This window comes from Mycobacterium sp. IDUB_1 (genome assembly GCF_055419625.1).
The window spans coordinates 2,116,662-2,135,062 of sequence record NZ_JBVAYA010000001.1 but is presented as its reverse complement, the minus strand read 5'-3'; the positions used below and the strand labels follow the sequence as shown (position 1 = coordinate 2,135,062).

Genomic DNA, 18,401 nt, shown 5'->3' with positions numbered 1-18,401 from the left:
GGCGTGGAGTGGGTCGAGCACGGCCGCTTAAACTCCCCCGAGATACATTCTTTAAGACGCTCTTAGAAATGACATGCCATCAGGAGGCGCAGTGGCCACTCACGCCAGCTCAAGGATCTCCAAGGTGCTCGTCGCCAACCGCGGAGAGATCGCCGTCCGGGTGATCCGAGCATGCAAGGACGCCGGACTCGAGAGCGTGGCGGTGTACGCCGAGCCCGACGCCGACGCCCCGCACGTGCGGTTGGCTGACGAAGCATTCGCGCTCGGCGGGCAGACCTCCGCGGAGTCCTACCTGGTGTTCGAGAAGCTGCTCGACGCCGCCGCCAAGTCCGGCGCCAACGCCGTGCACCCCGGCTACGGCTTCCTCTCCGAGAACGCCGACTTCGCCCAAGCCGTCCTCGACGCCGGGCTGATCTGGATCGGACCCAGCCCGCAGTCGATCCGCGATCTCGGCGACAAGGTCACCGCCCGCCACATCGCCGCCCGCGCCGAGGCGCCGCTGGTGCCCGGCACGCCGGACCCGGTCAAGGACGCCGACGAGATCCTGGCCTTCGCCAACGAGCACGGCCTGCCCATCGCCATCAAGGCGGCATTCGGTGGCGGCGGCCGCGGTATGAAGGTGGCGCGGACCCTCGAGGAGATCCCCGAGCTGTTCGACTCGGCCACCCGTGAGGCCGTCGCGGCGTTCGGCCGCGGCGAGTGCTTCGTCGAGCGCTACCTCGACAAGCCCCGCCACGTCGAGGCCCAGGTCATCGCCGATCAGCACGGCAACGTCGTCGTCGCAGGCACCCGTGACTGCTCGCTGCAGCGCCGCTTCCAGAAGCTCGTCGAAGAGGCGCCCGCGCCGTTCCTGACCGACGCGCAGCGCAAGGAGATCCACGAGTCGGCCAAGCGCATCTGCAAGGAAGCCGGCTACTACGGCGCCGGCACGGTCGAGTACCTCGTCGGCCAGGACGGCCTGATCTCCTTCCTCGAGGTCAACACCCGCCTGCAGGTGGAACACCCGGTCACCGAGGAGACCTCCGGTCTGGACCTGGTGCGTCAGCAGTTCAAGATCGCCAACGGCGAAGCCCTCGACATCACCGAGGACCCGACGCCGCGTGGGCACTCGTTCGAGTTCCGGATCAACGGCGAGGACGCCGGCCGCGGCTTCCTGCCTGCCCCGGGCCCCGTCACCCGCTACGACATCCCCACCGGCCCCGGCGTGCGCCTGGACTCGGGCGTCGAGGCGGGCTCGGTGATCGGCGGCCAATTCGACTCGATGCTGTCCAAGCTGATCGTCACCGGCGCCACCCGCGAGGAGGCCCTCGAGCGCTCTCGCCGGGCCCTGGCCGAGTTCCATGTCGAAGGCCTCGCGACCGTCATCCCCTTCCACCGCGCCGTGGTCTCCGATCCCGCGTTCATCGGTGACGGCACCAAGTTCGATGTGCACACCCGCTGGATCGAGACCGAGTGGAACAACACCGTCGAGCCGTTCACCGGTGGCGACCCGGTCTCCGAAGAGGACACGCTGCCCCGGCAGACCGTCGTCGTCGAGGTCGGCGGCCGTCGCCTCGAGGTGTCGCTGCCCGGCGATCTGGCGCTCGGCAACGGCGGCGGATCGCCGTCGGGTGCCATCCGCAAGAAGCCGAAGCCACGCAAGCGTGGCGGTGGCGGCGGAGCGGCCGCGTCGGGCGACTCGGTGACCGCACCGATGCAGGGCACCGTGGTCAAGGTCGCAGTCGAGGAGGGCCAGACCGTGGCCGCTGGCGAGCTGATCGCTGTGCTGGAGGCCATGAAGATGGAGAACCCCGTGACCGCCCACAAGGACGGCGTGGTCACCGGCCTGTCCGTCGAGGCGGGCGCCGCGATCACCCAGGGCACCGTCCTCTGCGAGCTCAAGAGCGAGTGACCTGACGCCGAACGTACGGTTTCTGATGGATTCGCGCCGATTTCCGTCAGAAACCGTGCACTCGGCGCACTGAGCGCATGGAGCCCGTCGAGATCAATGCCGGCGCGTGGTACCTCCGTGCGCTACGGGCCGACGACCGTGTCGACGACCGGCCAGCGCTCGCTGATCTCGGCGAACACCGGGCGGACTACGTCGATCACGCCCTCGCCCACTGGGCGTCAGAGATCCTCTTCACCTGGGCGGTCTGCGAGCCCACGACGGGCGAGCTGCTCGCCGAAGTGACCCTCGATCCGCAGACCCGCGCCGTCTCCACCCGCGCCCGCCCCGGCCACGAGCAGGCAGCTCAGACCGGGGCCGACGCCGTGGCCCGCTTCGCCGAGGCGATGCTCAGCTGATCGGCGCAGGCCGCATCGTGAAGCCGAGATCCTGCAAGATGCCGTACTCGATCGGGCTGATGTACCGCACGTCGTGCCACCCCGGCCCGGGGCTCTTGTCGTTCATCAACTTGAAGTCGTCACCGGAGAACACGAACCGGTCCAGGTGAGACGGCGACCCCGACTTCGAGAGCGGGATCGGCTTACCGCCGTAGGCGGCGACGGCATGCGCACCGCCGAAGTAGGCGCCACCGTTGAGTCCGTCGATGTAGTCCTGTGCGTCGGGGCGGAGCTTGCCATCCGGGCCAAACAGCGAGGTCCCGTCCGCGGTGGTCAGGAAGCTGTCGTAGACGGACCAGTAGCCCAAATCGGAACTGGCCAGCGAGTACATGCCGAACGAGTGGAGGAGCTCGTGGCGCGCGGTGTTCTGGAAGTCGTACTCGTCGTCCGCAACGACGTCACCCGTCGCCCATTCCCACGCGAAGTTCCAGTTCAGGAAAGCCTGGATGGCACCGTTCTCCACGTCGACGCCGGTGAGCACCTCATGCTGGATGGAGGTCTGCAGGAGACCGGGAGGCTCGGTGAAGGCCGCCAGAGTATCGGCGTTCACGAGGTAGTCAGGATCGTTGATCGCGGTGAGCTCGTAGGAGAGCACGATCGGCGTCCTCACGACGAAGAAGCCCGCGATGTAGTCTGCTGCCCGCTGGAACGCTGCCTTGCGGTCCGCCGTCCATTCGTCGCCGACCCAGGTGAAGTCATACGTGATGGCCCGGTGATTGATGATCGATTCGGCGCGGGTGGCGGCCGGGCGGAACCAGTTCAGCAGGTTGACATGCAGACCGAGGTCCCTGGCCGCGACGACGAAGGTGTCCACGCCGGTGAATCCGTCATCCGGGGTGTAGGTGTAGGACCCGTCCTTGTTGACGGTCACCGACCCCGTCGACGGACCTTTGACCAGCCGGTACCGCAACCGGTCGCCGTCGGGGTCCTCCGCGCCGACCGTGCCACTGATCGGCCCGTCCAGCACGCCGGTGACCTGGACGGGGTTGACCGTCGGCGCCTGATTGAAGAACGTCCGACGCGTGTTGGCGAGCCGTTCTTCCAGCTGCTCTTTGCGCTCGTCGCTGATCGGCCGGTCGGCGATGCGTTCGAGCGTCTTCGCGGTCATCTGATTGATCACCGCGGCAGCCCGCTCCTGCCGAGCCTTCCTCGGATTCTCGGCAGGCTCGTCAGCATCGGCTCGGCGGACAGTCCGCTCCTCGCGTGCGTGCTGCGCAGCATTCCTGCGCTCGGCGATCCGTTCGCGGCGATCGGCCTTCGCCGACGGGCCGGCTGTCTCACCCGCCGGCGCGGACACCGACGTCTCGCTATCCGCCGACGCCACCCCGACCTGCGGGCCGGTCAACGACAGACCCCACAGCGCCGCGCCCATCCCCGCCGACGCTGCACCCAGCGTCAGCCAGCGCCGCACCGCGAACTGCCCACACCTCACGCCCATGACATATCCCCCCTTGTTCACTTACGCCCACGCCGACACAGCAGTCAGCGGTGGCACGACGATGTAGCCGAGATCGCGCAGGATCCCGATCTCGATCGGGCTGAGCTCACGCACGCCGAGGGCGCCCTGAGCCTTGATGCGGTGGTTCATCAGCTGGTAGTCGTCGCCGGTGAACGTGTCGGTGTCCAGGTGCGAGCCCGAGCTTCCGTCCGCCCACTTCGACGGTGAATACACCGGCACCGGCTTGCCGTAAGCCGCCAGCGCATTCGGACCGGCGAGATTCAGGCCGCCGTCGGCGCCGAGCAGATAGCGATCGGAACTCTCAGGCCAGCGGTAGTCGGCTGATACGAGCTTCGTACCGTCGGCCGACACCAGGAAGCTGTCCCACACCGACCAGTTGCGGCGATCGCCATTGGTTCCCGGGGGCCCCGCCACGGAGAGGAACCCGAAGGAATGCATCAGCTCGTGCATCACGATGCTGGTGAAGTCGTAATCCTTGCCCGTGACGACGTCGCCGATCGCGGTCGGGAATGCGAAGTTCCACTCGATGACGCCGTCGACGGCGTCGCCGTTGGAGTCGACACCGGAGATCACCTTGTTCTGTACCACCGTCCGCCAGAACCCGGGGTCCTCACTGATCAGGTCACTGTCAGCGCCGGCAAGCCATGTCGCGAGGGGCTCGTTGGCGCCCTCGACGCGGTATGCGATCGTCACCGGCTTGAGGACCCTCAGGTACTCAGTGATGTTCTCGGCGACTCGGTTGAGCGCCGCCTGACGATCCGGCGTCCAATTCTCGGCGCCCACCTCGTAGCGGAAGTCGAACGTGATGGCGCCGTGGTTGATGAGCATGTCGGCTGCTGTCGCGCCGGGGCGGAACCAGTTCAGCAGGTTGATGTTCGGTCCGATGTCGACAGCGGTGACAGTGAAGGTGTCCACACCGGTGAAGCCTTCGCCCGGCGTATAGGTGTACGTCCCGTCTCGGTTGAGCGTGACCTCTCCGGATTTCGGCCGCTCTGCCAGGCGGTAGACGATCCGGTCGCCGTCGGGATCGACTCCGCCGACCGTCCCCGTCACCGGCCCGCGGACGACGCCGGTGACCTGCACCGGCGCGACCGTCGGCGCCTGGTTGAAGAACGTCCGGCGTACTGTCGCCAGGCGCTCCTCCAGTCTCTCCTTCTTGGCGTCACTGACGGGGCGCGCCTCGATCCGGGCCTGCGCCTCGGCCGTCATCTCGTCGATCTTCTTCGCCGCTCGCTCCGCCCGCTCCTGCTGAGCTTGTGCTCTGCGAGCGCGGCGGTCTTCCCGGTCGTCTCGCGGCGAATCGGCATCGTCGCCGGCCTGCTCGTCACGAGCACGCTGCGCCGCACTCCTGCGTTCGGCGATCCGCTCCCGGCGATCGGCCTTCGCCGACGGTCCCGCCGAATCACTGGCCGAGGTCGACACCGACGTCTCGCTCGAGTCGGCCGCCGCTGACCCGATCTCGGGTCCCAGCAACGCGAACCCCAGCAGGCCCGCACCCAGCCCCGCCGACGCCAAACCCAGCCGGATGCTGGCACTGACAGCACTCACCGACAAACCCCCCTCGTCCCGATGTTCACCGCACAGTACAGCAAACTGTTAGTTCGCATACAGATTTTGTAGAGCGGACTTAATAGTCGACTTGTCAGCATGATTCGTCAGAATTTGTCTGGCGCCCCTGATCGATCAGCAAAGTACAGTGGGAATAGTGGACACGACGAATGACCCACTCGTCAATAAGTACGTAAACCCTACAGCAAATCCGTTTACCATCAGGCTTTCCCGCGAGCAGACGCGAACTCGGGAGAATCGGGCTCGAAACGCGCGAGTTCGCGTCTGCTCGCGCAGGGGACGTCAGTGGCTCTGCTGGATCGACCAGCTGGGCGTCGAGAAGCTCTGCTGCGGCCAGTAATAGTAGCCATAGCCGACTCGCGGCCAACCGACCCACGGCTGCGCGACGGTGTCGGGAGTCGCGACCATGCTGCCGTCGTCGTTGACGCTCATCGTGGCGCTGGCCGTGCCGGCCAGCCCGAGCGCGGCGCCGCCGATGATTCCGGCCGAGAGCAGGGGCAGGGCGAGGATGCGGGTGAAGCGATTCATGGTGAGCTCCTTCGTTGAGTGATGACTCAACTCTCGCCCGCCGCGCGCCCGAGGTCTGTCCGGTGATCAGGCCTTATGCCGGAGGATCGTCATGTCCCCCGATCGGTGGACATCACCGGGTGTCGATGTCGGCGCCCGAACAGAGATCGGCGCAGTCGACCGCCGCGACATCCTCCCGCGTGTGCAGGAACGGCCCGGCACCGTCGTCTCCGGCCAGCGTGTCGAGCAGCGCCGCCCAGTGCCTGCGGGCGATCACCACCGGATGCCCCGGTCTGCCGTTGTAGCTCGCGCGCGCCAGCCCGGTGCCGCGCGCGGCGTCGAGCACCCGCCTGACAGCCGCGGCATTCACGTCGGGAGTGTCGACCGGCAGGAAGACTGCGCGGTCAGCCTCATCGCCCAGCGCGAGCACCCCTGCGCGCACCGATGCGCTGAGTCCGTCGGCCCAGTCGCGCGCGACGACGGCCCGCGCTGGATGTGGGATCGCAACGCCGTCGACGGCGGCACCCAACACCACGACCACGTCGCGGCACCCGCCGTCATGGAGAGCAGTCACCGCCGAGACCAACCATCGGCCGGTGTCAGCAAGCACCTTGGGCATGCCGAAGCGGGTGCCGGCACCCGCCGCCAGGACGATACCTACATCTGAATACCGTTGAGCGACAGACACTTTCGCGACAGCCCTCCCCACGGTGTGGCAATTTTGACATCTAAATGGTTGACATTTGTGAACAACTGACCAAACTCATTGTCCAAGATCACTGCGTACGCGTATGGTCAGATCAACGGGTTGATGAACCAGCCCACTTGAGGAAACGTCATCGTCACGCGGGTCTGTAATTCCCGCGCAGGCTTCTTTAGTTCAGCCCCCTTGGCGCGACCACATCACGAAATCCTTTCGACTGATGGAGCCAAGAGTGGCTGAAGCCCCCGTTACACCGCCGGAAGGCACGGAGACACACGTGTGTCACTCCGCGTTCTTCCAGACCCGCCGACCGCAGCCGGCGACCGCCATCGTTTCCGCCCAGGGCGAACTCGACGCAGCGAACGGCAACGCGTTCGTCGCGTACGCCCTGAGGGACGCGAAGCAGACCCAATGGCTGGTGATCGACCTGAGCGGATTGAGCTTCTTCGCCACAGCCGGCTTCTCGGCGCTGCACACGCTCAACGTGCAATGCGCCGGCGAGAACATCCGGTGGGCGCTCATCCCGAGCCTCGCCGTCGATCGGCTGCTACGGCTGTGCGACCCGGACTCCACGCTGCCGATCTGCGTCGACGTCGCCACCGCGCTGACCACCGTGCACAGCGATCCCCCGCGACTACTGAAGCTGGTCTCGCAGCCGCGTTAGCGACTTCGCCAGCAGCCGGGACACGTGCATCTGCGAGATGCCCACCCGCTCGGCGATCTGCGTCTGGGTCATCGACTCGAAGAACCGCAGCACCAGGACCGTGCGTTCCCGCTCCGGCAGGGCCTCGAGCAGCGGACGCAACGCCTCGCGGTTCTCGATCTGGTCGAGAGTCATGTCGAAATCACCGAGGGTGTCGGCGATCGCCGGGGCGTCCTCGTTGCTGCCGCTGCCGCCACTGTCGATGGACAGCGTGTTGTACGAGCTGCCCGCCACCAGGCCCTCGATGACCTCGTCGCGATCCATCTCGAGTTCAGCGGCCAGCTCGGTAGCCGTCGGCGCGCGGCCCAGACGCTGCGACAGGTCCGCCGTAGCGGCGCCGAGCCGCAGGTGCAGCTCCTTGAGCCGGCGAGGCACCTTGACCGACCAGCTGTTGTCTCGGAAATGCCGGCGAACCTCACCCATGATGGTGGGTACCGCAAAGGACACGAAGTCGGACCCTGCGTTGACGTCGAAGCGGATCACCGCGTTGACCAGGCCGACCCTGGCGACCTGGACCAGGTCGTCGCGGGGCTCCCCGCGTCCGTCGAACCGGCGGGCGATGTGATCGGCCAGCGGCAGGCAGCGTTCGACGATGGCGTCGCGCTGACGCTGGAACGCCGCCGACCCCTCCTCGAGGCCTTCCAGCTTCCGGAACATGGCGACCACGTCCGCATATTCAGAGCTCGATCGCGAGGACGAACCCTGGGAGGACGACCGGGTCACTGCAACGAACTCGCTCGCCTTGTCGTCATCGAGATACCGAATACCTGGCCTTCCGGCGACTGACCATCGGAGAACGTGGTCACCTCGTCGGTCAGGGAACTCAGAACGTGCCAGCTGAAGCTCCCGGGAGCGAGAATGTCTGGGCTGTCGCAGGTGGTCGACGCGTGGACGACCAGCGCTTCAGACTGCGGGTCCACGATGAGCAGCAACGTCGAGTCCGGGACGGCGGACCGGATCAGCCGGGTGCAGGCCTCGTCCACGGCGAGCCGCAGGTCAGCGACGGCGTCGAAGTCGAGATCCTCGAAGGTGCCGATCGCCGCGACCAGCGTGCGCAGCACGGCCAGATTCTCCAGCGTCGCCGCGACTCGCAACTCCACGGACTGAGCGCTGTGCCGCTTCCCGTTGACGTGGCTCGCGCCCTGCGCCATCTGACCTCCCGAAAACTTCCCCGAGAGACTACCCCAGGGCGCGTCGCCGCTACCCACGGGTGCTCCGGCCTGTCGCGACGAGCGCCGAATCTGTGTGTGCGTGCCGCCGGTTAACTGTTGATGACATGGTGCGCAACCCATACCCCGGCCCCCAAATCTGCAAACTCGGGGCCGAAAAGCCTTGCGTCAGCGCGCAATTCTGTGTATCCGCGATGAGACGCGCGTCACCCGTTTAGCTCGCGAGGTGCGGGGAAGCCCAGACCGACCGACCACAAGTCGGAATAAGAGGACGACAACCCCAGCCGAAAGGTCATCATGACTGACAAGAACAGCGGCCCCGCAGAGGGCATCAAAGGCGTCGTCGAGGACGTGAAGGGCAAGGCCAAGGAGACTGTCGGCACCGTCGCCGGACGTGACGACATGGTGGAAGAAGGCAAAGCGCAGCAGGACAAGGCCGAAGCGCAGCGTGAGGTCGCGGAGAAGGAAGCCGAGGCCGAGTCGGCCCGCGCGGGCGCCAAGGCCGCCGAGAAGCGCCAGGAAGCCAACCAGTAAGCAGACTCTCGACGGGCCCGACCGGTACGACCGGTCGGGCCTGTCTGTTGCGTCAACACCGATAGCTTTGCCGCTCCAAGGCCAGACCAACACGGCCGAGTACCTCACCGGTCTTCGACGTCGATGCCGATCTTGAGATCTTCGGAGCCGAGGTCGACGTCACCCCGGGCCGCCGATCCGACACGCACACCTGTCCGGGGCACCATGGGCCAGCGCTTGCGCAGAATCAGCCGCACCCGCGCTGACGGATAGCGGTCGGCAAGCGCCTGCACCTCGGGGGAAGCGACGGATCATCTCGATCGGTAGGGAAGAGCCCGCGGTATCCGCTCTGAAGAACACGCCGCGTCAGCACACCGGCGGAAAGTGCCTTGCTGCCGCGAAGGATGTCTGTCACGAATCGTGGCCCAAAGCACCGACACCGTCGTCTATGAGACGCAGGTCGGGAAGCACCGCTACCAGCTGCTGTGGGTCATGTCAGAGCGTCGATCAACTCTCCGACGGTGTGCGCGGACTCCACCGGATGTCGCATCCGCCCGTCGCGGTTGACCGTGTAGCTGTTGCGGCGGCCGACTTTCGACTTGTCGACGTATCCGTCGGCGATGAGGTCGGCAAGGATCGTCTGGACAGATCGTTCGGTGATCCCGATCAGCACACTCAACTCGCGCGCTGTCAGCGATCGCCCCTGCGCGAGGCACAGCAGCACATGTCCGTGGTTGGTCAGGAACGTCCACGTCCGCGACGTGGACGACACATCGGCTGCCGGAGGGGCTGCCGCCGGGCGCGGTGCCGTTTTGCCAGGGCTTTTGCGTGAGGCGGGCATCGGCGACAGCTTAAGTGATGCGCACAGTCCGGTTCGGGATTTGGTTCACGTCTCGTTTTACGAATTTTGAAACACGAGACGTAATACGCGTAATTCACTTCGCACGTCGAGCGCTTTCGCGACTCCGGTCCTGCCGACGCTGATCGTCGCCCCCGCACTCGTCGGTCTGGTGTCCGCGATCATCGGACGACGAGCCCCGCGCTTCGTCGGCCGCCTCGGAACCGCCACTGCGACGGCCGGACTGCTGATCGCAGTCGTCAACTCGCCGGTGGCACACGACCACCTCGCGGCGGCGCTGCTCGTGCTGATCTTCGGAGTGTCCTCCATCGCACAGGGTTTCGCCGGGCGCTATCTCGCCGGCGATGATCGAGCCGCCTGGTTCAGCAGTGGCGCACTGCTTCTCACGTCGGCAGCCGCGGCCATGGCGACCGCTACCACGCTCGTCGGCCTCGCAATCGGCTGGACCGCAGCCGGCATGGCGTTGTGCCTCCTGCTGTCCACCTATCGCGAGCTGCCCATGGCCCGCGACGGCGTACGGCGCACGGCATTGGCGTTCGCCATCGGCGATGGCGCGCTGTGGATCGCGGTGACGCTGCACGAATTCGGCCGCGAGACAACGCAACCGTTGATCGCAGTCCTCATCGTCGTCGCCGCGCTCTCCCGCTCGGCCCAGATCCCCTTCCATCGCTGGCTGCCCGCCACTCTGGCCGCACCCACGCCGGTGTCGGCGCTACTGCACGCGGGTGTCGTCAACGGCGGTGGCGTGCTCTTGGTGAAGCTGAGTGTGCTCGGCACTCCGCTGGCGTCAGGCATCGTCATCGCCGCCGGAGTGGCGTCGATGGCCTACGGCGCGGTGCTGATGCTCGTTCGCCCCGACATCAAAGGGGCGCTGGCCTATTCGACGATGGCGCAGATGGGCTTCATGATGCTCACCTGCGGGCTGGGATTGTGGGCTGCCGCGGTGATCCACCTGATCGGACATGGCTTCTACAAGGCGACGATGTTCCTGTCGTCGGGATCGGCGATCGCGCGGCACCGCCGCCATGTGCTCGCACCACCCCGCGCTCTCTCCCGCATGCATCTGTGGATTGTCGCCGCCGCCGCGGCACTGCTGCCACCGGCCACCCTCGCCCTCGGCGTCGCGCTGGCGCCGGCCTGGCAGGAAGGCCACGCCGCAGACGTCGCCCTGCTCGTGTTCGCCTGGGCCACCGGCTCGACCGCACTGTGGGGGTGGCTGCGCCGGCAGCCCACAGCGGGCGGCGTCCTCGGCGCCATCTCGGTGATGGTGCCCGCCGCGATCGCCTACCTCGCGGTGGTCGGCATCCTCCACCGATACCTGGCCCCGGCGCTGCCGGCCGCGACCGCATCGCCGGCGACGGTGTGGGCCGTGATCGCGGCCGCAGTGATGGTGCTGAGTGCCGTGGCGAGCCTGCGGGCATCACCGCGGCTCTACACACACGCACTGTCCGCCGGAACCCTTCACCCGACAGGAGCCCTTCGATGACAGCAGCCGATTCGGTGGACTCGGTCGCCTCCGCGCACATCGTCGAAACGGGACTGGGGCTCACACAGCGCTCCCCCGCGCTGGCCCGCAGGGTCGACCGGGGTCAGTGCGGCATCGTGTGCGCGACCGTCAACCCGCAGGACGGGACGATCCGGGTGGACGCGACGCTCGGCGTCGAGGAGACCAACGGCGTTCTCGTGAGATGGTCTGACAGAGAACACTTTTCGGCATGCAGTTCAGGGCAGAGCCGGGAGGGCGGTGATTGCCGTCAGGGCGATCAGTAGCCACCCGGCACCCTGCCAGGCCCACCAGGCCGGTGTCTCGCGCTGCATCTTCGCGCCCCGCAGCAGCGACAGCGCTCCGCCCACCAGCAGGATCAGCGGCGCCCCGACCGCAGCGCCCGCGCGCTGCGGGGCCCCGCATGCCAACGCGTCGATGGTGGACCCGGTGCAGGTGCTCATCCACAGGGACGCCGTCACCAGGAACAGCAGCCCCGCGGCGGCGAAACCGACTCCCGTGCGCACGGCATCGCGCACACCCCGGTCGTCGTCATACCCGATGCCCGACCGATGCTCATGGCCCGACAGGTCCGTCATGGGATCGTGACTTCCCTGTGATCTGCGCTGGTAAACGTCGGCAGCCGACACTGTCACCGTCGGTGCTTACGATCCGGGGGTGACGCGGACTCGGTGGCGCTTGGCGGGCGCCCTCGGCATCGCCGCCGGGATGGGAGCGGCGCTCTGCGGGGTATCGCCGTGGTGGTGTGTGGCCATCGCGGTCGCCACGCCGCTCGTGCCGCGGTTCCTCACAGCCATCGTCGTGGGCGCGGCCACGCCGGGAGCCCGCGAGACCGACGCCCGAGACGAGATGTCGGGCACCGAGTTCGAGGATTACGTGGCCCGGATCGCTCGCGCGGCCGGCGTGCCGGTGATCATGACGCCGTTGTCGGGCGACTGGGGCGTCGACCTGATCCTCGGGCACCGGCCCGACCGACTGGCCGTGCAATGCAAACGGCAGTCACGCCCGGTCGGCACCAGCGCCGTCCAGGAGGTCGTCGCCGGTGCGCCCATGCAGGACTGCACCCGCACGATGGTCGTCACCAACCATCAATTCACCCCTGCGGCGCGCAAACTCGCCGAACGCCACGGATGTGAACTCGTCGGTGGCGACGAGCTGCCGCGGCTGCGCTCGACGATCCGCCGACTCACCCGACCGATCGAACCGACATCGACCTGAGCACCGCGCGCACCGCGTCGACCGCGGCGTCGATCTCCGCGCGCGACACCGTCAGCGCGGGCCGGAACCGGACGCTGTCGGGACCGCAGCCGAGCATGATCACCCCGGCGTCCCAGAGCCGTGCCACCAGCGTGTCGCGCTGCTCCGCACTCGGCAGGCTGAATGCACACATCAGACCGCGGCCGCGCACGTCCCGAACCAACGCGGGGAACGCGGCGGCCACGTCGTCGAGGCGCTCGAGCAGATAGCGGCCGTTGTCCGCGGCGCAGTCGAAGAGCCCGTCGGCCTCGATGACCTCCAGGACGCGGCGCGACCGCACCATGTCCACGAGATTGCCACCCCACGTCGAGTTGATCCGCGAGCTCACGGCGAAGACGTTGTCGCCGACCTCGTCGACCCGGCCACCGGCCATCACGCCGCACACCTGCGTCTTCTTGCCGAACGCCACCACGTCGGGCTGCACGCCCAATTGCTGGTAGGCCCAAGCTGTTCCGGTGATCCCGCAGCCGGTCTGCACCTCGTCGAAGATCAGCAGCGCGTCGAACTCGTCGCACAGCTCACGCATCGCGGCGAAGAACTGCGGCCGGATGTGTCGGTCGCCGCCCTCACCCTGGATCGGCTCGGCGATGAAGCAGGCGATGTCGTGCGGTGCGGCCTCGAACGCGGCACGTGCCTGCCTCAGCGACTCGGCTTCCAGCGCCTCGACACTGGCCCCCGACCGGAGATAAGGCGCGTCGATGCGCGGCCAGTCGAATTTCGGGAAGCGCGCGACTTTGTTGGGGTCGGTGTTGGTCAACGACATCGTGTACCCGCTACGGCCGTGGAACGCGCCGCGCAGGTGCAGCACCTTCGTTCCCAACTCCGGATCGCGACCGTGCGCCTCGTTGTGCCGACTCTTCCAGTCGAAGGCCACCTTGAGTGCGTTCTCGACGGCCAGTGCCCCGCCGTCGACGAAGAACAGGTGCGGCAGCGCCGGGTCGCCGAGGACACGGGCGAAGGTCTCTACGAAGCGTGCCATCGGCACGCTGTACACATCGGAATTGCTGGGCTTGTTCAGCGCGGCCGCGGTCAGCTCCGCGCGGAACTGCTCGTCATCGGCGAGTGCCGGATGGTTCATGCCCAGTGCCGACGATGCGAAGAACGTGAACATGTCGAGATAGCCCCGGCCGGATCGCGCGTCGATCAGATACGACCCACGCGAGCGCTCCACGTCGAGCACGAGATCCAGCCCGTCGGCCAGGATGCTGCGGGCCAGAACCGGGCGCACGTCCTCGGGAGTGATGTCGGAAGTGATCCGGGATGCGACAGCAGGCGCCGCCAGAACGTCGGTCATGGGCCGACTATAGCGCAAATATTCCGTTAAGAATGCCCTAAAGGTACAAAGTTTCCCGTCAGCGGTGTTTACACGCTACTCTTTTCCGGGGCCAGCGCCTGTGGCACGAGGCAAACACCGCAGCCCGGATCGTTACCGAACGAGCTGGATAGGAAGGTGGCCGTGGTCGGCAAGTCTTCCGCAGAACCCGACCAAGCGATCTTGAATATTTCGATAAAACCCGCGTAAAACAGGAACTACTCCGGTACTGAGCGCCTGTCGCTGTAAAATTTATGTAAGATGATCGTGCTGCGGGTTTTGACGTCGGCCGCGGTGCGGATGCGTTGCAGCAAGCTCTCCAGCGCCCGAGCCGACTTCACGTGGACCAGCAGCACGTAGTTGTCGTCGCCGGCCACCGAATAGCACGCCTCGATCTCGGAGATGTGTTCCAGTCGGGCGGGGGCGTCATCGGGTTGCGACGGGTCGAGAGGGGTGATGGCGACGAACGCCGACAACATGTTGCCGACTGCCTCGGGATTGATCCGGGCGGTGTATCCGGTGACCACACCGCGCGATTCGAGCCGGCGCACCCGCGACTGCACCGCTGACACCGACAGCCCTGCGGTCGCCGCGAGATGCGCCAGGGTGGCGCGCCCGTCGGCGACGAGTTCGCGGACCAGCACACGGTCGATCTCGTCGAGCGGCTGGCATTCGTCGGGCCCGGTCATGGCCGCACTGTATCGGAGGACCCGTGCCTGACGTCCAAACCTGGCAATTGCGCGCGCAATTCGCCGCTGGACTCTCCGCCATGTACGGCGCCGAGGTGCCCGCGTACCACACCCTCGTGGAGGTCAGCTCCGAAGTGAACAGGGCTGTCGCCGCCGACGACGAGGACGCGGCGCGCCTGGGCTCGCTCGACCGCGTCACCGCCGAACGCCACGGCGCGATCCGCGTCGGCAGCGCGGTCGAACTGGCGCAGGTCGCCGACCTCTTCGCTGCCTTCGGCATGTTTCCCGTCGGCTACTACGACCTCCGTGAAGCGGCGTCCCCAGTGCCCGTGGTGTCGACGGCGTTCCGCCCGATCGAGCCGGAAGAGCTCGCCCGCAATCCCTTTCGGGTGTTCACCTCGATGCTCGCGGTCGCTGACCGGCGCTTCTTCTCCGACGACCTCGCGCACCGGGTGGCCCGCTTCCTCGATGCTCGGCAGCTCTTCGACCCGGCCCTGATCGCGACCGCTTGCCGCATCGCAGCCCACGGCGCCTGCCCGCAGGACGACGCACGCGACTTCGTCGCCGCCGCCGTCCTTGCGTTTGCACTGTCGCGCGACCCCATCGATCGCGGCTGGTACGACGAACTGTCGACGGTGTCCGCGGTGGCCGCCGACATCGCCGGGGTGCGGTCCACGCACATCAATCACCTGACGCCCCGGGTGCTCGACATCGACGCGCTGCAGCAGCGGATGACCGCGCGCGGCATCACGATGATCGATCACATCCAGGGCCCACCCCGCACCGACGGCCCGCGGGTCCTGCTGCGCCAGACCTCGTTCCGGGCGCTGGCCGAGCCGCGCCGGTTCCGCGAGCCGGACGGCTCGGTTGTGGACGGAACCCTGCGGGTGCGCTTCGGCGAGGTCGAACAGCGGGGCGTGGCGCTGACCCCGCTGGGCCGCGAACGGTACGACGCAGCCATGGCCTCACCGGACCCCGAGACGCAGTGGGGCCGGTACTTCCCCGCCACGGACGCCGAACTCGCCGCCTCCGGGTTGGCGTACTACCACGGGGGCGATCCGACCCGTCCCGTCGTCTACGAAGACTTCCTGCCGGCCTCGGCGGCCGGCATCTTCCGCTCCAATCTCGACGGCGATTCAACCGCCGCCGCGGGCAACAATTCGGCCTCCGCCGAGGGCGGCGCCGACCACACCGACTACAGCCGCGACTGGATGGCCGCCGCGATCGGCCACCATATTCACGACCCCTACCACCTCTACGAGAAAGTCGCCTCATCATGACCTCCACCGTGACGTCCACGTCCCTGCCGACCTCCGATGACCTGCGCGCCCGGGTGCAGGAGGCGCTGGCCAAGGTGGGCGCCCGAGTGTCTCTCGGCGCACCGAACGCCGGCGGCATCACCGCCAGTTCCCCGGTCAACGGCGACGTGCTGTTCACCGTCGCTGAGTCCTCCGCGGCCGAGGTCGACGCGGCCATCGCCGCGGCCGCCGACGCGTTCCGCAGCTGGCGCACGACGCCGGCCCCTGTGCGCGGAGCCCTGGTGGCCCGGCTCGGCCAGCTCCTGGTCGAGCACAAGGACGCGCTGGCCACGCTCGTGACGATCGAGGCGGGCAAGATCACCTCGGAGGCTCTGGGCGAGGTCCAGGAGATGATCGACATCTGCGAGTTCGCCGTCGGCCTCTCCCGCCAGCTGTACGGCAAGACCATCGCCTCCGAGCGGCCAGGGCACCGGCTGATGGAGACCTGGCATCCCCTCGGCGTGGTCGGCGTGATCACGGCGTTCAACTTCCCCGTCGCAGTGTGGGCGTGGAACACCGCGGTGGCGCTCGTGTGCGGTGACACCGTGGTGTGGAAGCCGTCCGAGCTGACCCCGCTGACCGCGATCGCCTGCCACGCGCTGCTGGCCCGCGCGTGCGCCGATGTCGGCGCACCCGCCGGCGTCTCCCAGCTGGTGCAGGGCAGCCGCGAAGTCGGCGAGCAGCTGGTCGACGATCCGCGTGTCGCACTGCTGTCGGCGACCGGCTCGGTGCGCATGGGCCGCGAGATCGGACCGCGGGTGGCGCAGCGCTTCGGCAAGGCGCTGCTCGAGCTGGGCGGAAACAACGCCGCCGTCGTGACGCCGTCGGCCGACCTGGATCTGGCGGTGCGCGGCATCGTGTTCTCCGCCGCAGGGACAGCCGGTCAGCGCTGCACGACACTGCGCCGGCTGATCGTGCACTCGTCGATCGCCGACGAGCTGGTGGGCAGAATCGTCGCGGCCTACGAGCAGCTGCCGGTGGGCGACCCCGCAGACGAGGGCACGCTGGTCGGCCCGCTTATCCACGAGCGGTCCTACCGCGACATGGTCGGCGCGCTGCAGCAGGCCCGGACCGAGGGCGGCGAGGTGATCGGCGGCGATCGCGTGGATGTCGGGGACGAGGGCGCGTTCTACGTCCGGCCCGCCGTGGTGCGGATGCCCGCACAGAGCGAGGTGGTGCACCACGAGACCTTCGCACCGATCCTCTACGTGCTCACCTACGATACGCTCGACGAGGCGATTGCCTTGAACAATGCTGTCCCGCAGGGTCTTTCGTCGGCCATCTTCACTCTCGACGTTCGCGAGGCCGAGCGGTTCCTGGCCGCCGACGGGTCGGACTGCGGCATCGCCAACGTCAACATCGGTACCTCGGGCGCGGAGATCGGCGGCGCGTTCGGCGGCGAGAAGGAAACCGGCGGCGGCCGCGAGTCCGGCTCCGATGCGTGGAAGGCGTACATGCGCCGGGCCACCAACACGGTGAACTACTCCTCGGAGCTCCCGCTTGCCCAGGGCGTCCACTTCGGCTGATCGGCATCCTGCGCCACGAGCGAGCGCGTTTGTACGCCGACACGCCGCGTCGGGCGTGCATTCTGCGCGCGCTCGCGGTCGAGAATCGGGGGTATGGAACTTGACGGCAAGGTCGCGATCGTCACCGGCGCGGCGTCGGGCATCGGCGCGGCGCTCGCGACCGGACTCGCCGCCCGCGGCGTGCGCGTGGTCATCGGCGACCTCGACGAGGCGGGCGCGCACGCCTGCGCGGAGGCGATCCGTTCACAGGGCGGGCAGGCCATCGGATTGAGAGCCGACGCCGCCGACGTCGTCGACATCGAGGGCATGATCACGCTGGCGAGCCGGGAATTCGACCCCGTCGACATCTACATCGCGAACGCCGGCATCATCGGCCGACCCGGCCTCGGCACCGAGGACGACTGGGACACGATCCTCGACGTCAACCTGCGCGCGCACATTCGGGCTGCGAGATTGCTTGTGCCGCACTGGCAGTCGAAGGGTTCGGGCTACTTCGTCTCGGTCGCCTCGGCGGCCGGGCTGTTGACCCAACTCGGGGCGGCCGGGTACGCGGTGAGCAAGCACGCCGTCGTCGGATTCGCCGAGTGGCTCGCGATCAGTTACGGCGACGACGGCATCGGAGTCAGCTGCGTGTGCCCACTCGGCGTGGAAACACCTCTGCTGCAGGCAGTTCGGAGCACCGACGATCCCGACGCCCGACTCGGCGCATCGTCGATCGAACAGTCCGCGGCGGTGCTGAGCGCCGACGACGTGGCCGCCGCGACCATCGAAGCGATTCTCGCCGACCGCTTCCTGGTGCTCCCGCACGCCGAACTGCTGGAGATGTACCGGCACAAGGGCGGTGACTACGACCGGTGGATCTCGGGCATGCGGCGCTACCAGCGCGCACTGCGTGCACAGAGCCAGACGTAAGAATCCCGTCATCACCGACCGGTACTGCCGGTAGGCCCGACCGCCGCAATCCCGGTCCCCGGCTCGGACGCCCACCCGGGATCGACTCACAGCAAA

General features: G+C 67.7%; 21 protein-coding genes. 10 read left to right on the top strand and 11 right to left on the bottom strand.

All coding sequences use genetic code 11. The annotated features are described in order from the left end of the window. The first annotated feature begins 91 nt into the window (after window positions 1-91). Both ACZYYX_RS10825 and ACZYYX_RS10820 read left to right on the top strand, forming a co-directional pair. Window positions 92-1,891 (top strand): acetyl/propionyl/methylcrotonyl-CoA carboxylase subunit alpha, encoded by a 1,800-nt coding sequence (locus ACZYYX_RS10825; RefSeq protein ID WP_463814390.1) that lies wholly within the window; start codon window positions 92-94, stop codon window positions 1,889-1,891. A gap of 77 nt (window positions 1,892-1,968) precedes the next feature. Next, on the top strand, window positions 1,969-2,286 hold the full coding sequence (locus tag ACZYYX_RS10820) for a hypothetical protein (protein WP_463814389.1): 318 nt from the start codon (window positions 1,969-1,971) through the stop codon (window positions 2,284-2,286). On the opposite strand, the gene ACZYYX_RS10815 is transcribed toward ACZYYX_RS10820, so the two are convergent. The 4 genes from ACZYYX_RS10815 to ACZYYX_RS10800 form a co-directional block, all read right to left on the bottom strand. Then, window positions 2,279-3,763, bottom strand: coding sequence for an Ig-like domain-containing protein (locus tag ACZYYX_RS10815; RefSeq protein WP_463814388.1), 1,485 nt, complete (start codon window positions 3,761-3,763; stop codon window positions 2,279-2,281). The genes ACZYYX_RS10820 and ACZYYX_RS10815 overlap by 8 nt on opposite strands. Window positions 3,764-3,784: 21 nt before the next feature. Beyond that, the gene (locus ACZYYX_RS10810; protein WP_463814387.1) at window positions 3,785-5,332 is read right to left on the bottom strand and encodes an Ig-like domain-containing protein; all 1,548 of its coding nucleotides are present in this window, start codon (window positions 5,330-5,332) and stop codon (window positions 3,785-3,787) included. A gap of 303 nt (window positions 5,333-5,635) precedes the next feature. Then, complete coding sequence (locus tag ACZYYX_RS10805) at window positions 5,636-5,881, bottom strand: hypothetical protein (RefSeq protein ID WP_463814386.1); 246 nt, start codon at window positions 5,879-5,881, stop codon at window positions 5,636-5,638. A 112-nt stretch (window positions 5,882-5,993) separates the two neighbouring features. Next, window positions 5,994-6,548, bottom strand: a complete 555-nt coding sequence (locus ACZYYX_RS10800; RefSeq protein WP_463814385.1) for a nucleotidyltransferase family protein — start codon at window positions 6,546-6,548, stop codon at window positions 5,994-5,996. Window positions 6,549-6,783: 235 nt separating this feature from the next. Between ACZYYX_RS10800 and ACZYYX_RS10795 the strand changes: the two genes are divergently transcribed. After that, on the top strand, window positions 6,784-7,227 hold the full coding sequence (locus ACZYYX_RS10795) for an STAS domain-containing protein (RefSeq protein WP_463814384.1): 444 nt from the start codon (window positions 6,784-6,786) through the stop codon (window positions 7,225-7,227). On the opposite strand, the gene ACZYYX_RS10790 is transcribed toward ACZYYX_RS10795, so the two are convergent. Beyond that, window positions 7,198-7,923: an RNA polymerase sigma factor SigF gene (locus tag ACZYYX_RS10790; protein ID WP_463814383.1), complete on the bottom strand. Its 726-nt coding sequence runs from the start codon at window positions 7,921-7,923 to the stop codon at window positions 7,198-7,200. The two genes, ACZYYX_RS10795 and ACZYYX_RS10790, sit on opposite strands and share 30 nt — an antisense overlap. 62 nt (window positions 7,924-7,985) lie before the next feature. After that, a complete protein-coding gene (locus tag ACZYYX_RS10785; protein WP_463814382.1) occupies window positions 7,986-8,417 on the bottom strand; it encodes an ATP-binding protein in 432 nt (143 codons plus the stop codon). A gap of 315 nt (window positions 8,418-8,732) precedes the next feature. Between ACZYYX_RS10785 and mbp1 the strand changes: the two genes are divergently transcribed. After that, entirely contained in the window at window positions 8,733-8,969 is a 237-nt protein-coding gene (gene mbp1, locus ACZYYX_RS10780; protein ID WP_335329323.1) for a microaggregate-binding protein 1, read from the top strand. A gap of 104 nt (window positions 8,970-9,073) precedes the next feature. Here mbp1 and ACZYYX_RS10775 read toward each other — a convergent pair whose 3' ends face one another. Both ACZYYX_RS10775 and ACZYYX_RS10770 read right to left on the bottom strand, forming a co-directional pair. Then, window positions 9,074-9,241: a hypothetical protein gene (locus tag ACZYYX_RS10775; RefSeq protein ID WP_463814381.1), complete on the bottom strand. Its 168-nt coding sequence runs from the start codon at window positions 9,239-9,241 to the stop codon at window positions 9,074-9,076. A gap of 197 nt (window positions 9,242-9,438) precedes the next feature. Then, window positions 9,439-9,789 (bottom strand): helix-turn-helix transcriptional regulator, encoded by a 351-nt coding sequence (locus ACZYYX_RS10770; protein ID WP_463814380.1) that lies wholly within the window; start codon window positions 9,787-9,789, stop codon window positions 9,439-9,441. A gap of 169 nt (window positions 9,790-9,958) precedes the next feature. Here ACZYYX_RS10770 and ACZYYX_RS10765 point away from each other — a divergent pair, with 169 nt between their 5' ends. Beyond that, entirely contained in the window at window positions 9,959-11,293 is a 1,335-nt protein-coding gene (locus ACZYYX_RS10765; protein WP_463814379.1) for a proton-conducting transporter transmembrane domain-containing protein, read from the top strand. Further along, window positions 11,290-11,577, top strand: coding sequence for a hypothetical protein (locus ACZYYX_RS10760; RefSeq protein WP_463814378.1), 288 nt, complete (start codon window positions 11,290-11,292; stop codon window positions 11,575-11,577). Before ACZYYX_RS10765 ends, ACZYYX_RS10760 begins: the two co-directional genes overlap by 4 nt. Here the strand turns inward: ACZYYX_RS10760 and ACZYYX_RS10755 are convergent. Further along, window positions 11,530-11,889 carry a hypothetical protein gene (locus tag ACZYYX_RS10755; RefSeq protein ID WP_463814377.1) on the bottom strand — a complete coding sequence of 120 codons (360 nt, stop codon included), beginning with the start codon at window positions 11,887-11,889 and terminating at the stop codon, window positions 11,530-11,532. The two genes, ACZYYX_RS10760 and ACZYYX_RS10755, sit on opposite strands and share 48 nt — an antisense overlap. Window positions 11,890-11,968: 79 nt before the next feature. Here ACZYYX_RS10755 and ACZYYX_RS10750 point away from each other — a divergent pair, with 79 nt between their 5' ends. After that, window positions 11,969-12,529: a restriction endonuclease gene (locus ACZYYX_RS10750; RefSeq protein ID WP_463814376.1), complete on the top strand. Its 561-nt coding sequence runs from the start codon at window positions 11,969-11,971 to the stop codon at window positions 12,527-12,529. Here the strand turns inward: ACZYYX_RS10750 and lat are convergent. Together lat and ACZYYX_RS10740 are read right to left on the bottom strand one after the other, a co-directional pair. Continuing rightward, on the bottom strand, window positions 12,498-13,862 hold the full coding sequence (gene lat / locus ACZYYX_RS10745; RefSeq protein ID WP_463814375.1) for an L-lysine 6-transaminase: 1,365 nt from the start codon (window positions 13,860-13,862) through the stop codon (window positions 12,498-12,500). The genes ACZYYX_RS10750 and lat overlap by 32 nt on opposite strands. Window positions 13,863-14,098: 236 nt before the next feature. Beyond that, entirely contained in the window at window positions 14,099-14,569 is a 471-nt protein-coding gene (locus ACZYYX_RS10740) for an Lrp/AsnC family transcriptional regulator (protein WP_335329331.1), read from the bottom strand. Window positions 14,570-14,592: 23 nt separating this feature from the next. On the opposite strand from ACZYYX_RS10740, the gene hglS reads away from it, so the two are divergent. From hglS to ACZYYX_RS10725, 3 genes are all read left to right on the top strand, one after another. Beyond that, the gene (gene hglS / locus ACZYYX_RS10735; protein ID WP_463814374.1) at window positions 14,593-15,849 is read left to right on the top strand and encodes a 2-oxoadipate dioxygenase/decarboxylase; all 1,257 of its coding nucleotides are present in this window, start codon (window positions 14,593-14,595) and stop codon (window positions 15,847-15,849) included. Then, the gene (gene amaB, locus ACZYYX_RS10730) at window positions 15,846-17,393 is read left to right on the top strand and encodes an L-piperidine-6-carboxylate dehydrogenase (RefSeq protein WP_463814373.1); all 1,548 of its coding nucleotides are present in this window, start codon (window positions 15,846-15,848) and stop codon (window positions 17,391-17,393) included. The genes hglS and amaB overlap by 4 nt, the downstream gene beginning before the upstream one ends. A gap of 93 nt (window positions 17,394-17,486) precedes the next feature. Then, window positions 17,487-18,305 (top strand): SDR family NAD(P)-dependent oxidoreductase, encoded by an 819-nt coding sequence (locus ACZYYX_RS10725; RefSeq protein ID WP_463814372.1) that lies wholly within the window; start codon window positions 17,487-17,489, stop codon window positions 18,303-18,305. The last annotated feature ends 96 nt before the right edge of the window (window positions 18,306-18,401 follow it).

Excerpts from the sequence above, each read along its gene's own strand:
- ACZYYX_RS10820 (WP_463814389.1), top strand. The coding sequence starts at position 1,969 with ATGGAGCCCGTCGAGATCAATGCCGGCGCGTGGTACCTCCGTGCGCTA.
- ACZYYX_RS10815 (WP_463814388.1), bottom strand. The coding sequence starts at position 3,763 with ATGGGCGTGAGGTGTGGGCAGTTCGCGGTGCGGCGCTGGCTGACGCTG.
- ACZYYX_RS10805 (WP_463814386.1), bottom strand. The coding sequence starts at position 5,881 with ATGAATCGCTTCACCCGCATCCTCGCCCTGCCCCTGCTCTCGGCCGGA.
- ACZYYX_RS10795 (WP_463814384.1), top strand. The coding sequence starts at position 6,784 with ATGGAGCCAAGAGTGGCTGAAGCCCCCGTTACACCGCCGGAAGGCACG.
- ACZYYX_RS10790 (WP_463814383.1), bottom strand. The coding sequence starts at position 7,923 with ATGTTCCGGAAGCTGGAAGGCCTCGAGGAGGGGTCGGCGGCGTTCCAG.
- ACZYYX_RS10785 (WP_463814382.1), bottom strand. The coding sequence starts at position 8,417 with ATGGCGCAGGGCGCGAGCCACGTCAACGGGAAGCGGCACAGCGCTCAG.
- mbp1 (WP_335329323.1), top strand. The coding sequence starts at position 8,733 with ATGACTGACAAGAACAGCGGCCCCGCAGAGGGCATCAAAGGCGTCGTC.
- ACZYYX_RS10770 (WP_463814380.1), bottom strand. The coding sequence starts at position 9,789 with ATGCCCGCCTCACGCAAAAGCCCTGGCAAAACGGCACCGCGCCCGGCG.
- ACZYYX_RS10760 (WP_463814378.1), top strand. The coding sequence starts at position 11,290 with ATGACAGCAGCCGATTCGGTGGACTCGGTCGCCTCCGCGCACATCGTC.
- ACZYYX_RS10755 (WP_463814377.1), bottom strand. The coding sequence starts at position 11,889 with ATGACGGACCTGTCGGGCCATGAGCATCGGTCGGGCATCGGGTATGAC.
- lat (WP_463814375.1), bottom strand. The coding sequence starts at position 13,862 with ATGACCGACGTTCTGGCGGCGCCTGCTGTCGCATCCCGGATCACTTCC.
- ACZYYX_RS10740 (WP_335329331.1), bottom strand. The coding sequence starts at position 14,569 with ATGACCGGGCCCGACGAATGCCAGCCGCTCGACGAGATCGACCGTGTG.
- amaB (WP_463814373.1), top strand. The coding sequence starts at position 15,846 with ATGACCTCCACCGTGACGTCCACGTCCCTGCCGACCTCCGATGACCTG.
- ACZYYX_RS10725 (WP_463814372.1), top strand. The coding sequence starts at position 17,487 with ATGGAACTTGACGGCAAGGTCGCGATCGTCACCGGCGCGGCGTCGGGC.